Here is a 13,634-nt window from a genome sequence, read left to right as displayed (position 1 = left end):
CATCGTGTTATGTAAACGGGTCTCCCCCGGTGTCTCGGGGCTCCCCCGCGCCGTGCGCGGCTTTATGAAACGTTGACGCCGAAGTCTAGAGCGATGCCTCGCAGACCCGACGCATACCCCTGTCCGACCGCACGGAACTTCCACTCGCCGTTGTACCGGTAGAGCTCGCCGAAGATCATCGCGGTCTCCGTCGAAGCGTCCTCGCTCAGGTCGTAGCGGGCCAGCTCCTGGCCGTCGGCCTGGTTGACCACCCGGATGAAGGCGTTGCTGACCTGTCCGAACGCCTGGCCCCGGTTGTCCGCGTCGTGGATCGAGACCGGGAAGACGATCTTGTCGCAGTGGGCGGGGACCTGGTCCAGGCGGACGATGACGGACTCGTCGTCGCCGTCGCCCTCGCCCGTCAGGTTGTCCCCGGTGTGCTCGACGGAGCCGTCCGGGCTGGTCAGGTTGTTGTAGAAGACGAACCACTCGTCACCGAGGACCCGGCCCGACTGGCACAGCAGCGCGCTGGCGTCGAGGTCGAAGTCGGCCCCCGTGGTGGAGCGTGCGTCCCAGCCGAGCCCGACCAGCACCTGGGTGAGGTTGGGTGCGACCTTGGAGAGGGAGACGTTGCCTCCCTTGGCGAGCGTGACGCCCATGTGTGTCCTCCCCGAGTCGTGAAAAACGCTGCCGGGGGGGGGGGGGGGGCGGGGGGCGGGGGGCCCCCCCCCCCGGGGGGGGGGCCCCCCCGGGGGGCCCCCCCCGCCCCCCCCCCGCCCCCCCCCGGGCCGCCGGGGGGGGCGGGGCCCCCCTGGGGGGCCCCCCCCCTTGGGAAAAACCCGCGGGCGGGGCTGTCCCCCCCCGGGGGGGGGGGGGCCAACCGCGCCCGGTGGCGGGGCGCCCGGCAGGTCGGAACCGGCCGGACGCCCCCTGGCGCCAGAACGTCAGACGTTGACGCCGAAGTCCTGGGCGATGCCGCGCAGACCGGAGGCGTACCCCTGGCCGATGGCGCGGAACTTCCACTCGGCGCCGTTGCGGTAGAGCTCGCCGAAGACCATCGCGGTCTCCGTCGAGGCGTCCTCGCTCAGGTCGTAGCGGGCCAGCTCGGTGTTGTCGGCCTGGTTGACCACGCGGATGTACGCGTTGCGGACCTGGCCGAAGCTCTGCTGGCGGCTCTCGGCCTCGTAGATCGAGACCGGGAAGACGATCTTGTCGACGTCGGCCGGGACACCCGCGAGGTTCACCTTGATGACCTCGTCGTCGCCCTCGCCCTCACCGGTGAGGTTGTCGCCGGTGTGCTCGACGGAGCCGTCGGGGCTCTTGAGGTTGTTGAAGAAGACGAAGTTGCCGTCGATGGCGACCTTGCCCTCGGTGTTCGTCAGCAGGGCGCTGGCGTCGAGGTCGAAGTCACCCCCGGTGGTGGTGCGGGCGTCCCAGCCCAGACCCACGATGACCGCGGTCAGGTTGGGCGCGGCCTTGGTCAGCGAGACGTTGCCGCCCTTGCTGAGGCTGACTCCCACGAGTCCTCCAGTAGTTTTCTCAGGGGCCGGCAGACACCAGCGTCCCCGTCGTTCGTTGGCATCGGATCAACGATTGGATCCTAGTGACCGGTTCCCGGCCAAAACAGGCTTTTGACCGAGCGTCGCCAGGAGATCGCCTCAGAGCGCTTCGAGCGCCTTGACGTACTCGTTCAGGTCGCGGGCGTCCGGGAGGCCGTTGACGACGCTCCAGCGGACGACGCCCTCCTTGTCGATGACGAAGGTGCCGCGCACCGCGCAGCCCTTGTCCTCGTCGAAAACGCCGTAGGCCCGCGAGGTCTCCCCGTGCGGCCAGAAGTCGGAGAGCAGCGGGTACTCCAGGCCCTCCTGCTCGGCGAAGACGCGCAGGGTGTGGATGGAGTCGTTGGAGACCGCGAGGAGCTGGGCGCCCTCGTCCTCGAAGCGGGGCAGCTCGTCGCGGAGTGCGCACAGCTCGCCGGTGCAGACGCCGGTGAAGGCGAACGGGTAGAACACCAGCACCACGTTCTTCTCGCCGCGGAACTCCGACAGTCGCACGGTCCGGCCGTGGTTGTCCTTGAGCTCGAAATCAGGGGCCTGGCTGCCGACCTCGATCGTCATGGAACACGCATCCCTTCGCCGTTTCTCCGCACCCCGGGCCGGTCCGTCCGGGTGCTCCCACCCTACGCACGGGCCTCCGCCCGGACGCCGAGGGCCCGGGGCCCGCGGGGGGGGCGGCCCGCCCCCGCGCGTGCGAAGGCCCCCGCGGGCACGGTGTGCGTGCCTACGGGGGCCCCACGGTGGTGCGAGAAGCGGCTCAGCGCTTGGCCTTGGCCCCCTTCGGGGTGGCCAGACGGCTGCCCGTCCAGTCCTTGCCCGCGCTGATGCTCTTGGTCTGGGCGAGCCCGGCCGTCTGGGCGGCCTCGTTGATGTCGCTCGGTTCGACGTATCCGTCACGGCCGGTCTTCGGCGTCATCAGCCAGACCATCCCGCCGTCCTCGATCAGACCGATGGCATCCACCAGCGCGTCCGTAAGGTCGCCGTCCTCGTCGCGGAACCAGAGCAGAACGACGTCGGCGACGTCGTCGTACTCCTCGTCGACGAGTTCCTGGCCGGTAGTGGCCTCAATGCCCTCACGGAGCTCCAGCTCGACGTCTTCGTCGTAGCCGATCTCCTGGACCACCTGTCCGGGCTCGAACCCCAGGCGTGCAGCCGGGTTGGTCCGCTCCTCCGCGTGGTCCGCGGTCGCGCTCACGGGTTGCCTCCTGATCATGTCTTCGGAAAATGCTGTGGCCACGCGCGTGCGCGGGGCGTAGGCCGTAGTCCACACGGGCCCGGCGAATCGCGCAAGTACCCGGCGTGCGAGACCGCCTATACGGTGACGTTCCCTGCCACGTCAGCGCAAGTTCCGGCATGTCTCTCGGGCGGCTTCACCGGGTCTCCCCGGCTCTCTCCATCCGTTTACGTCCTTCCTCAGCTTATGCCGTTTCGATCCGCCAATCGGATTCGAACAGCCTTTGGGAACGCTTGGACGCCTTGGGCGTAAGGTTGCGGTTTGCCCGTACCCAGCCGCGTACCGCTCATACTCGTGCCCCGTCGGGGAGTTTTCGCAACCTCGGGGTTACCTCACGGTAGAGATGACGTCCGGGCCCTCGCGGTAGCACGATGGAGGCGGCGCGCACTCAGTTGTCCCGGGGGTACGTTCCCCGTAACAGACCCCGTAGAGCACCACCGAACAGCGAAGGAACAGTGTGGCTTCCGGATCCGATCGCAACCCGATCATCATTGGCGGCCTTCCGAGCCAGGTCCCGGATTTCGATCCCGAAGAGACCCAGGAATGGCTTGACTCCCTCGACGCCGCCGTCGACGAGCGCGGCCGGGAGAGGGCCCGCTACCTGATGCTCCGGCTCATCGAGCGCGCGCGGGAGAAGCGCGTGGCGGTGCCGGAGATGCGCAGCACGGACTACGTGAACACGATCGCCACGAAGGACGAGCCGTTCTTCCCCGGTGACGAGGAGATCGAGCGCAAGGTCCTCAACGCGACCCGCTGGAACGCGGCCGTGATGGTCTCGCGGGCGCAGCGGCCGGGGATCGGCGTCGGCGGCCACATCGCCACCTTCGCCTCCTCCGCCTCGCTGTACGACGTGGGCTTCAACCACTTCTTCCGGGGCAAGGACCAGGGCGACGGCGGCGACCAGATCTTCTTCCAGGGGCACGCGTCCCCGGGGATCTACGCCCGCGCGTTCCTGCTGGACCGGCTGAGCGAGGCGCAGCTCGACGCGTTCCGCCAGGAGAAGTCGAAGGCCCCGAACGGGCTGTCCAGCTACCCGCACCCGCGGCTCATGCCGGACTTCTGGGAGTTCCCGACCGTGTCGATGGGGCTCGGCCCGCTCGGCGCGATCTACCAGGCGCGGATGAACCGCTACATGGAGGCGCGCGGGATCGCCGACACCTCCAAGTCGCACGTCTGGGCCTACCTGGGCGACGGCGAGATGGACGAGCCGGAGTCGCTGGGCCAGCTCTCCATCGCGGCCCGCGAGGGGTTGGACAACCTGACCTTCGTGGTCAACTGCAACCTCCAGCGCCTCGACGGCCCGGTGCGCGGCAACGGCAAGATCATCCAGGAGCTGGAGTCGCAGTTCCGGGGCGCCGGCTGGAACGTCATCAAGCTGGTCTGGGACCGTTCCTGGGATCCGCTGCTGGCGCAGGACCGCACGGGCATCCTGGTCAACAAGCTGAACACCACGCCGGACGGCCAGTTCCAGACGTACGCCACGGAGACCGGCGCGTACATCCGCGAGCACTTCTTCGGCGACGACCCGCGGCTGCGGGACATGGTCAAGGACATGACCGACCAGCAGATCCTGCACCTGGGCCGCGGCGGCCACGACCACCGCAAGGTCTACGCGGCCTACGCGGCGGCCAAGGCGCACAAGGGCCAGCCGACGGTCATCCTGGCGCAGACGGTCAAGGGCTGGACGCTGGGGCCGAACTTCGAGGGCCGCAACGCGACCCACCAGATGAAGAAGCTCACGGTCGAGGACCTCAAGCGCTTCCGGGACCGCCTGCACATCCCGATCACGGACAAGCAGCTGGACGAGGGCTACCCGCCCTACTACCACCCGGGCCGCGACTCGGAGGAGATCCAGTACATGCACGACCGCCGCCAGAGTCTGGGCGGTTACGTCCCGACCCGGGTGGTACGTGCGAAGCCTCTGCCGCAGCCCGACGACAAGACGTACGCGGCCGCGAAGAAGGGCTCGGGTTCGCAGTCGATCGCCACCACCATGGCGTTCGTCCGCATCCTGAAGGACCTCATGCGGGACAAGGAGATCGGCAAGCGTTTCGTGCTGATCGCCCCCGACGAGTACCGCACCTTCGGCATGGACGCGTTCTTCCCGAGTGCGAAGATCTACAACCCGCTGGGTCAGCAGTACGAGGCGGTCGACCGCGATCTGCTGCTCGCGTACAAGGAGTCCCCCACCGGTCAGATGCTGCACGACGGCATCTCCGAGGCGGGGTGCACGGCCTCGCTGATCGCGGCCGGTTCGGCGTACGCCACGCACGGCGAACCGCTGATCCCGGTGTACGTCTTCTACTCGATGTTCGGGTTCCAGCGCACCGGTGACCAGTTCTGGCAGATGGCCGACCAGCTCTCGCGCGGTTTCGTGCTGGGCGCGACCGCCGGCCGCACGACGCTGACCGGTGAGGGCCTCCAGCACGCGGACGGCCACTCCCAGCTGCTCGCCTCGACCAACCCGGGCTGCGTCGCGTACGACCCGGCGTACGGGTTCGAGATCGCGCACATCATGAAGGACGGGCTGCGCCGGATGTACGGCGAGGCCAACGAGGACGTCTTCTACTACCTCACCGTCTACAACGAGCCCATCCAGCACCCGGCCGAGCCCGAGAACGTGGACGTCGAGGGCATCCTCAAGGGCATCCACCGCTTCAGCACCGGCGAGAAGGGCGAGATCCCGGCCCAGATCATGGCGTCCGGCGTGGCGGTCCCCTGGGCCCTGGAGGCGCAGAAGATCCTCGCGGACGAGTGGAACGTGAAGGCGGACGTCTGGTCGGCGACCTCCTGGAACGAGCTGCGCCGTGAGGCGGTGGACGTGGAGCGCCACAACCTCCTGCACCCGGAGGAGGAGCAGCGCGTCCCGTACGTGACCAGGAAGCTCGATGGGGCCCGGGGCCCGTTCGTGGCGGTCTCGGACTGGATGCGTTCGGTGCCGGACCAGATCGCGCGCTGGGTGCCGGGCGCCTACCAGTCGCTCGGTGCGGACGGCTTCGGCTTCGCGGACACCCGGGGCGCGGCCCGCCGGTTCTTCCACATCGACGCGCAGTCGATCGTGCTGGCGGTCCTGACCGAGCTGGCCAAGGAGGGCAGGATCGACCGGTCCGCCCTCAAGAAGGCCGTGGACCGCTACGAGCTGCTGGACGTGACCGCGGCCGATCCGGGCGCGGCGGGCGGCGACGCGTAGCCGTAGGAGCGAAGTCCGGAGGGGCGGTGGCGCGAGGCGTCGCCGCCCCTCCGGCGTTTCCGGGCTCAGTTCTCCCAGATCTTGAAGGCGCGTACCTGGTACGGCGAGCGGGGCGTCCAGGTCCCGCCGCCGGGGTACGTCTCGAACTCCCCGGTCTCCGCGCACTCGGCGGACTGGTAGGTGGTGACGGGCCGGCCGGTGCGGTTGGCGAGGGACTGGGCGTCACCGCCCCGGGGCAGCGGGACGCAGCTCTCGATGTCGACGCCGGAGAGCTCGAAGGTGTGGCGGGCCCCGGCGAAGTCGGCCTTCTTCCAGAGGCAGAGCCGGCCCGCCTCGCAGCTCCCGAGGCCGGTGCCCGGCGCCCGCTCGGGAGCCGCAGCCGCCCGGTCGGGGGCCAGGGCCTGGGGAACGAGGGCGATGACGGTCAGGGCGGCCGCCGCGAGAACGGTCGTACGCAGGGTCGGAGCAGTCGTGCGCATGGTGGGTCAACCCCCGTGGTCGTTCGGTGATGTTCTTCCGTCGCTCACTCTGAGTCACCGAGCGAGGGGGGCGGAAGAGGGGCGGGGGTCCGCCACCCTGATAGGCGACAGCCCCGCCGAAAGGATTCGGCGGGGCTGTGACCTGCGCTGTGTTGACGGAAGACGCCGCTTCGGCCGGGTCAGATGTGACCGACGCCGGCGCCCGCCTCGGCGTTCTCGCCGCGCTTGGTGAGGGTGGCGACGAGGGCGGCGACGACCGCGACGACGCCCGCGACCGTGAACGCCAGGCCCATGCCGGACATGAAGGTGTCGTGGATGACCCCGCCGATGCGGGAGGCGATCTCCGGCGTCATGCCGGGGGCCTGGTCGAGCCCGCCGGGGACCATGCCGAACTCGGCGGCCTTCTCCAGCCCCGGGTCCGCCTCGCCGGGCAGCCCCGCGTCCTTCCAGTTGCCCGCGAATTCGGCGCCGACCTTGGAGGACATGACCGCGCCGAGGACGGCGGTGCCGAGCGCGCCGCCGACCTGCATGGCGGCCTGCTGGAGGCCGCCGGCCACACCGGACAGCTCCAGCGGCGCGTTGCCGACGATGACCTCGGTGGCGCCGACCATGACCGGGGCGAGCCCGCAGCCGAGGAGGGCGAACCAGAGGGACATCGCCAAGGTGCCGGTGGACTCGCTGAGCGTGGTCATGCCGAACATCGCGGTGGCCGTGCAGACCATGCCGCCGACCAGGGGAACGCGCGGGCCGAACTTGGTGATCAGCAGGCCCGCCACCGGCGAGGAGACGATCATCATGGCGGTCAGCGGCAGCAGGCGCAGCCCGCTGTCGACCGGGCTGAGGCCGTGGACGCCCTGGAGGAAGAACGTCACGAAGAAGAGGCCGCCCATGAAGGCGAAGGCCATCAGGACCATGAGGACGGTGCCGGCCGTCAACGGGACGGAGCGGAACATCTTCAGCGGGACGAGGGGCTCCTTCGTCCGGTTCTGCCAGATGCCGAAGGTGATGAAGGCCGCGACGGCGGCGCCCAGCCAGGCCCAGGTCCGGCCGTCGCCCCAGCCCCAGGACTCCCCGGCCTTGATGATGCCCCAGATGAGGGCGAACATCGCGCTCGAAAGCAGCACGATGCCGATCAGGTCGAAGGACCGCGGCGCGTTGGGGGCGCGGTGGTCCCGCAGGATCACCAGGCCGAAGACGAGCGCGAGGACGCCCACGGGCACGTTGATGAAGAAGACCGACTGCCAGCTGACGTGCTCGACGAGGAGGCCGCCGACGATCGGGCCGCCCGCGGTGGACGCGCCGATGACCATGCCCCAGATGCCGATCGCCATGTTCAGCTTCTCGGCGGGGAAGGTGGCGCGCAGCAGGCCGAGGGCGGCCGGCATCAGCAGGGCGCCGAAGAGGCCCTGGAGCACGCGGAAGAGGATGACCAGCGAGATCTCGCTGGAGAGGCCGATCGCGCCGGAGGCGAGCGCGAAGCCCGCGATGCCGATGAGGAAGGTCTGCCGGTGGCCGAAGCGGTCGCCCAGCTTGCCGGCGGTGATCAGCGCGACGGCGAGGGCGAGCAGGTAGCCGTTGGTGATCCACTGGACGTCGGCGAGCGAGGCGTCGAGGTCACGCTGGATCGCGGGGTTCGCGATGGCGACGATGGTGCCGTCGAGGGCGACCATCATCACACCGATGGCGACGGCGAAGAGGGTCAGCCAGGGGTGGCCGCGAAGCCCCTTGACCGGGGCGGGTACTGCGTTGTCTTCAGGCTCCCGCGGCGCCTTCTCGACGGTGGTCTGACTAGTCATAACGGGGAGACTAGTGACAGTCTCTGACAGTTGACAAACCAATTCACAAGACAGTAACTGTCACGTGGCTCACACAGGACACAAAGCTATGCTGAGCTGGAGAAATACGGAAAAGAGGGACGGCTACGTGACCGACGGGCAGGCAGGCGCGCCCCGAGCCGGACTGCGCGAACGCAAGAAGCAGCGCACCCGTGACGCCCTGGTGCGCGCCTCCCTGGAACTGTTCACCACCCAGGGGTACGAGCGCACCACCGTCGACGAGATCGTCGACGCCGTGGAGGTCTCGCAGCGCACCTTCTTCCGCTACTTCGCGAGCAAGGAGGACGCCACCTTCGCGGTGCAGGAGCTGGTCGAGTCCCGTTTCCTCGCCGAGCTGCGCCGCCGCCCAGCGCACGAGGCCCCCTTCGAGGCCATGCGCCGGGCGGTGCTGTGCGCGTGGAACAGCATCGGCGAGGCGATCGAGGAGGTCGTCACCGTCGACCTCCACATGCGCACCTACCGGATGATCGAGTCGACCCCCGCCCTGCTCGCCGCCCACATGCGGCGCGGAGTGGCCCTGGAGAACCAGGTCGCCCGGCTGATCGCGGAGCGCGAGGGGCTCGACGTGGAGCGGGATCCCCGGCCCCGGGTGGCCGTCGCCGCGTTCTCCGCGGTGATGCGGGTGACCGGCCAGCTGTGGGGCCGCGGCCACGACCCCAGCGTGGAGGCGTTGCGCGATCTGACCGAGGAGTACCTCGACCAGCTCGTCCCGGCCCTCGCCCGCGACTGGCGGGGGAAGGAACAACCGTAGCGCCGGCCGGCGGCGGTCGCCCGGACGGCGTACCGGGGTGACGCTCCGTGAGAAATCGGGGCTCAATCCTTCGCGGACGGGTGATGTGCCTCACCTGGAACACGGAGGCCGATACGCGTCTCCTAGGGTGTGGCGCAGTGACTTCCTTCGACACCTCCCCGACGTTGGCCGTATGGCGCGCGCTGCTCGCCGTAGCGGTGGTATTCGTGATGCTGGCGACGACGGGCTGGAGCGCCGTCCGCGATCAGCACGTGGACGGGGAGCGCGAGCTGGCGCTCGCCGCCTGGGCGCGGGACCGGACGGCGGGCCGGGAGCTGCCGGGGGCGGACGCTCCCCCCTCCCGGCTGGCCCGCTTCTTCGCCACGCTCACCTCGGCGCAGCGCATGGCGCTCGCGGTCCGGCACCCCTCGGTGGTGGGGAACCTGAACGGAGCGCCGGTCACCATGCGCTACCGCGCCAACCGGGTGGCTCTCGGACGGGCCGCGGCCCTGGAGCGGGCGCGGGCGCACGACCCGGAGCTCTCGCCGGACGGCCGGGCCGAGGCGCAGGCCCGGTACGGCCGGTTCCGGTCCCTGCTGAAGGAGAGACGCCAGATCCTGGCCTTCGATCCGTCCGGGCGGGGCCGTGCGGCCGAGGTGTTCGGGAACCTCGACCGGGCCTCCCGGGTCTCCGTCGTCGTCCCCGGCGTGGACACGCACCTGCTGACCCTGGAGCGCAGCAAGCGCCGGTACGCCGCGCCGGTCGGCATGGCCGAGTCCCTGTACGGGGCGGAGCGTTCGGCCGCGCCGGGCACCCGTACCGCCGTGATCGCGTGGGCCGACTACACCGCCCCGGCCGGCGTCGGCATGGACGCGGCGCTCGGCGGGCTCGCCGCCGAGGGCGCGATCCGGCTGAACGCGCTGGTCGGCGCTTTGCCCGGCGGCTCCAAGGTGTCGCTTTTCTGCCACAGCTACGGTTCCGTGGTCTGCGGGGTGGCCGCGCACCGGGCCCCGGCCCGGGTGGCCGACATCGCGGTCGCGGGCAGTCCCGGCATGCGGGCCGCCCATGCCTGGCAGTTGAGGACCGGCGCCCGGATCTGGGCGACGCGCGACGGGGACGACTGGATCGAGGACGTACCGCACCTGGAGTTCGGCGGGATCGGTCACGGGGCCGACCCGGTGGACCCGGCCTTCGGCGCGCGGGTCGTCTCGGCGGCCGGCGCCGCCGGGCACAGCGGCTACTTCGTGCCGGGCACCGAGAGCCTGGACAACTTCGCCGCGATCGGCGTCGGCGCCTACGGCTCGGTCCGCTGCGCGAGCGCCGACAGCACGTGCCACAGCGGTATTTCCGGCGACCCGGAGGGCTGACGCGCGTAGAGGAGCGTGTCGGGCGGATGGACGGGGAGTTGCTTCGAGGGGGGACGTGCGCGGCCGTGCCGCATACGATGAGGCACATGGGTGATGTGCTGGCCGGAATTCATGCCACCTGGGAGTTCGACGCCGACTCCGTTCTCATCCGCTTCGAACGGGGCCTCCGCACACCGAAGCTCTTCCAGAGCCTGCGGGAGCGCCGCATCCCGTATGCGGCGCTGTCGTCGGTGACGCTGACCCCCGGCAAGCGGGGCACGGTGGTTCTGCGTGCCGTGCCGAGGGCGGGCGCCGATCCTCTGGTGGAGGCTGCCTCCGGGCAGCTCAAGGAGGGGTGCGACCCCTATCGGCTGGTGCTCCCGGCGGAGCGGGAGGTGCTCGCCGAGTACTACGCGGACGAGCTGCGGGCCGCGCTGGACCCGGCGCACGACGAGCCCGCCGACCGCTTCCTGGTGGCGGCCCCCGAGCCCCCGATGCACTTCAAGGCGTACGACGGCCGGGCCGGTTTCGACGGTGAGCGGATCTCCTTCCGGTGGTCCTGGACCGGGGCCTCCAGCGCCAAGTGGAAGGCGGGCGACCAGACCTTCCGCGTGAGCGAGCTGGCTGGAATCGTGTGGCGCTCCCCCGAGGCGTTGGACGGCTATCTACGGCTGATACCCCGCTCGGCGGCCCCGCTCGACCCCCGCTCCGGCGGCAGCCTGGGCGATCCGCTCGGACCCGGCTGCCACACGGACGCGGACGGCGTGCCGGTGGCCGACGCGCCGGGCGAACCCCCGGCCGCCCGGGCCGCCGACCAGGACCCGGCCGCGGTGCTGTTCGGCCTGGGGTACGGGCCGGTGCACGAGTCGCTGCCGTTCGCCGCCGCCGTCCTGGAGTCCGTACGCCGGAGCCAGCCCCCTCCCGCCGCCGCCCCCGCTCTGGTGAGCGCCGGGCGGCGCGACCCGGCGGACATCGCCGAGCGGATCCACCACCTGGGCGAGCTGCACCGGGCCGGCCTGGTGACGGACGCCGAGTACAGCGCGAAGAAGGCCCAGCTGCTCGCGGAGCTGTGACCGCCGGTGACCCTCCGGCGCCGCGCCGCCGGAAAGCAGGACCCCGTACCCGGGTATGAGACGACCCGCCCCCGGTCGGAACCACGGTATGACGCCGCCGGCCCCTCGGCCTGCCTAGGCTGACCGGGTCATGTCCACTCCCCCTGCCGGGCCCCCGCCGCCCGCAGACGGCCTGCTGAGCGCCGCCCGCCGCAATCTGCGCGAGCTGGCTCACGGGCTGTCCCACGCCTCCCACCCGTCCACCCCGCTGCTCGCGGACGCGCCGAAGCGGTGGCACCGCCTGCTGCCCTACGTCGTGGTGCTCGCCCTGGCCGCGACCTTCATCCCGGTCACCATCACCGTCCTGGCCTCGGACTACGGTGTGCCCGGTGCGCTGGCCGGGGCGCTCGGGGTGGCCCAGGCCGCCCCCCTGCTGATGCTGGCCCACCGGCCCCTCCAGGCGTGGTGGATCATCTTCCCGGCCGACGTCGTCGGCGCGCTGGTGCTGCTGGTCCACGGCCCGGGGCGGCACGAGACCTGGCCCTGGCCCCCGCCGACCCTGGTCGCCTACCTCTTCCTGCTGCTGGCCCTGGGCCTGCGCGAGACCCGGCGGACCGTCGTCGCCGTCTGGGCGATGACGGCGGCGGCGGGGGCGGCGCTGCAGCTGATCGCCCCCGCGGACCGCAGCACCGGCAGCGCGCTGCTCCTGCCGGTCCTCGGCGCGGTGGTCCTGGTGATCGGCGGGTCGGTACGGGAGCGGGGCGAGGCGACCCGGCGGCTGGCCGAGCAGGAGACGATCAGCGAGGAGGAACGGGCGCGGCGCACGCTGCTGGAGGAGCGGGCGCGGATCGCCCGCGAGCTGCACGACGTCGTCGCGCACCACATGTCGGTGATCACCGTGCAGGCGGACTCCGCGCCGTACCGGCTCCCCGGGCTGCCGGAGCCCGCGCGGGAGGAGTTCGCGTCCATCGCGGCGGCGGCGCGGGAGTCGCTGGGCGAGATGCGGCGGCTGCTGTCGGTGCTGCGCAGCGACGGCACGGAGGGCGACCGGGCGCCGCAGCCGGGGCTGGACCGGCTCCAGCAGCTGGTGGAGGCGACGGTACGGGCGGGGCTGCCGGTGGAGTTGTCGCTCGCGGCGGAGCTGGGCGAGGTGCCGCCGGCGGTGGACCTGTCGGCGTACCGGATCGTGCAGGAGGCGCTGGCCAATGTGGTGCGGCACGCTCCCGGGGCGCGCACCCGGGTGTCGGTCCGGGCGTCGCGGGGGCATCTGGACGTCCTGGTGGTCAACGGGCCCGCGCCGAAGCCCACGTCTCCGCTGGAGAGCGCGGGGACCGGGCACGGGTTGGTGGGGATGCGGGAGCGCGTACGGTTGACCGGCGGCTCGCTGGACACCGGGCCGCTGCCGGACGGCGGGTTCCGGGTGGCCGCCCGGATGCCGCTGCCTCCGGCCGTTTCCCCGTCCGCGTCCCCTTCCGTACCCCCTTCTCCGGAGGATCTGTGACCATCCGCGTGATCATCGTCGACGACCAGGCCATGGTGCGGGCGGGGTTCGCGGCGCTGCTGGCGGCGCAGAGCGACATCGACGTGGTGGGCGAGGCGGCGGACGGCCGCCAGGGGATCGAGGTCAGCCGCAACCAGCATCCCGACGTGGTCCTGATGGACGTGCGGATGCCCGAGATGGACGGACTGGCCGCCGCGCGCGAGCTGTTGAACCCGCCGGTGGGGGTGGTGCACCGGCCGAAGGTCCTGATGCTGACCACGTTCGACGTGGACGACTACGTGTACGAGGCGCTGCGTGCCGGGGCGTCCGGGTTCCTGCTGAAGGACGCGCCGCCCGCCGATCTGATCGCGGCGGTACGGGTGGTGGCGGCCGGGGACGCGCTGCTGGCGCCCTCGGTGACCCGGCGGCTGATCGCGGACTTCGCGGCGCAGCGGCCCGCCGGGGCGACGCGCGGCGGCCAGGCGCTCCGGCTGAACGGGCTGACCCCGCGCGAGAGCGAGGTGCTGGAGCTGATCGCCCGGGGGCTGTCGAACCAGGAGATCGCGGAGCGGCTGGTGCTGGCCGAGCAGACCGTGAAGACGCACATCGGGCGGGTGCTGGCCAAGCTGGAGCTGCGGGACCGCGCGCAGGCGGTGATCTTCGCGTACGAGTCGGGGCTGGTGGCGCCGGGCGACGCGAGGACGTAGCCCCCGCCGGGGCGGGAAGGCCCGGGGCGGGCCCGCGATCCGGCCC

At 71.4% G+C, this 13,634-nt stretch carries 12 protein-coding genes; 6 read left to right on the top strand and 6 right to left on the bottom strand.

Annotated features, from left to right (window positions below):
* Nucleotides 1-62: 62 nt before the first annotated feature.
* From ACH4K1_RS23045 to ACH4K1_RS23030, 4 genes are all read right to left on the bottom strand, one after another.
* A complete protein-coding gene (locus ACH4K1_RS23045; protein ID WP_007452411.1) occupies nucleotides 63-638 on the bottom strand; it encodes a TerD family protein in 576 nt (191 codons plus the stop codon).
* Between the two features lie 285 nt (nucleotides 639-923).
* Nucleotides 924-1,499, bottom strand: coding sequence for a TerD family protein (locus ACH4K1_RS23040; protein WP_398091158.1), 576 nt, complete (start codon nucleotides 1,497-1,499; stop codon nucleotides 924-926).
* Between the two features lie 138 nt (nucleotides 1,500-1,637).
* Nucleotides 1,638-2,096 carry a peroxiredoxin gene (locus ACH4K1_RS23035; RefSeq protein ID WP_228993415.1) on the bottom strand — a complete coding sequence of 153 codons (459 nt, stop codon included), beginning with the start codon at nucleotides 2,094-2,096 and terminating at the stop codon, nucleotides 1,638-1,640.
* Nucleotides 2,097-2,292: 196 nt separating this feature from the next.
* Nucleotides 2,293-2,730, bottom strand: coding sequence for a DUF3052 domain-containing protein (locus tag ACH4K1_RS23030; protein ID WP_073769554.1), 438 nt, complete (start codon nucleotides 2,728-2,730; stop codon nucleotides 2,293-2,295).
* A gap of 496 nt (nucleotides 2,731-3,226) precedes the next feature.
* Between ACH4K1_RS23030 and aceE the strand changes: the two genes are divergently transcribed.
* Nucleotides 3,227-5,959 carry a pyruvate dehydrogenase (acetyl-transferring), homodimeric type gene (aceE, locus tag ACH4K1_RS23025; protein ID WP_398091157.1) on the top strand — a complete coding sequence of 911 codons (2,733 nt, stop codon included), beginning with the start codon at nucleotides 3,227-3,229 and terminating at the stop codon, nucleotides 5,957-5,959.
* 65 nt (nucleotides 5,960-6,024) lie between these two features.
* On the opposite strand, the gene ACH4K1_RS23020 is transcribed toward aceE, so the two are convergent.
* Both ACH4K1_RS23020 and ACH4K1_RS23015 read right to left on the bottom strand, forming a co-directional pair.
* Nucleotides 6,025-6,438, bottom strand: coding sequence for a peptidase inhibitor family I36 protein (locus ACH4K1_RS23020; RefSeq protein ID WP_398091156.1), 414 nt, complete (start codon nucleotides 6,436-6,438; stop codon nucleotides 6,025-6,027).
* A 179-nt stretch (nucleotides 6,439-6,617) separates the two neighbouring features.
* The gene (locus ACH4K1_RS23015) at nucleotides 6,618-8,111 is read right to left on the bottom strand and encodes an MFS transporter (protein WP_398091339.1); all 1,494 of its coding nucleotides are present in this window, start codon (nucleotides 8,109-8,111) and stop codon (nucleotides 6,618-6,620) included.
* A gap of 250 nt (nucleotides 8,112-8,361) precedes the next feature.
* Here ACH4K1_RS23015 and ACH4K1_RS23010 point away from each other — a divergent pair, with 250 nt between their 5' ends.
* The 5 genes from ACH4K1_RS23010 (at nucleotide 8,362) to ACH4K1_RS22990 (ending at nucleotide 13,588) form a co-directional block, all read left to right on the top strand.
* A complete protein-coding gene (locus ACH4K1_RS23010) occupies nucleotides 8,362-9,024 on the top strand; it encodes a TetR family transcriptional regulator (RefSeq protein WP_398091155.1) in 663 nt (220 codons plus the stop codon).
* Between the two features lie 137 nt (nucleotides 9,025-9,161).
* Nucleotides 9,162-10,370 (top strand): alpha/beta hydrolase, encoded by a 1,209-nt coding sequence (locus ACH4K1_RS23005; RefSeq protein ID WP_398091154.1) that lies wholly within the window; start codon nucleotides 9,162-9,164, stop codon nucleotides 10,368-10,370.
* Between the two features lie 86 nt (nucleotides 10,371-10,456).
* Nucleotides 10,457-11,422 (top strand): DUF4429 domain-containing protein, encoded by a 966-nt coding sequence (locus ACH4K1_RS23000; protein ID WP_398091153.1) that lies wholly within the window; start codon nucleotides 10,457-10,459, stop codon nucleotides 11,420-11,422.
* A 130-nt stretch (nucleotides 11,423-11,552) separates the two neighbouring features.
* On the top strand, nucleotides 11,553-12,902 hold the full coding sequence (locus ACH4K1_RS22995) for a sensor histidine kinase (protein WP_398091152.1): 1,350 nt from the start codon (nucleotides 11,553-11,555) through the stop codon (nucleotides 12,900-12,902).
* A complete protein-coding gene (locus ACH4K1_RS22990) occupies nucleotides 12,899-13,588 on the top strand; it encodes a response regulator (protein ID WP_398091151.1) in 690 nt (229 codons plus the stop codon). Before ACH4K1_RS22995 ends, ACH4K1_RS22990 begins: the two co-directional genes overlap by 4 nt.
* Nucleotides 13,589-13,634 lie beyond the last annotated feature (46 nt).

It is taken from the genome of Streptomyces sp. NPDC017448, assembly GCF_044330565.1.
GTDB lineage: Bacteria > Actinomycetota > Actinomycetes > Streptomycetales > Streptomycetaceae > Streptomyces.
Note: the sequence above shows the minus strand (reverse complement) of the source record. Positions and strands in the feature narration are given on the sequence as shown.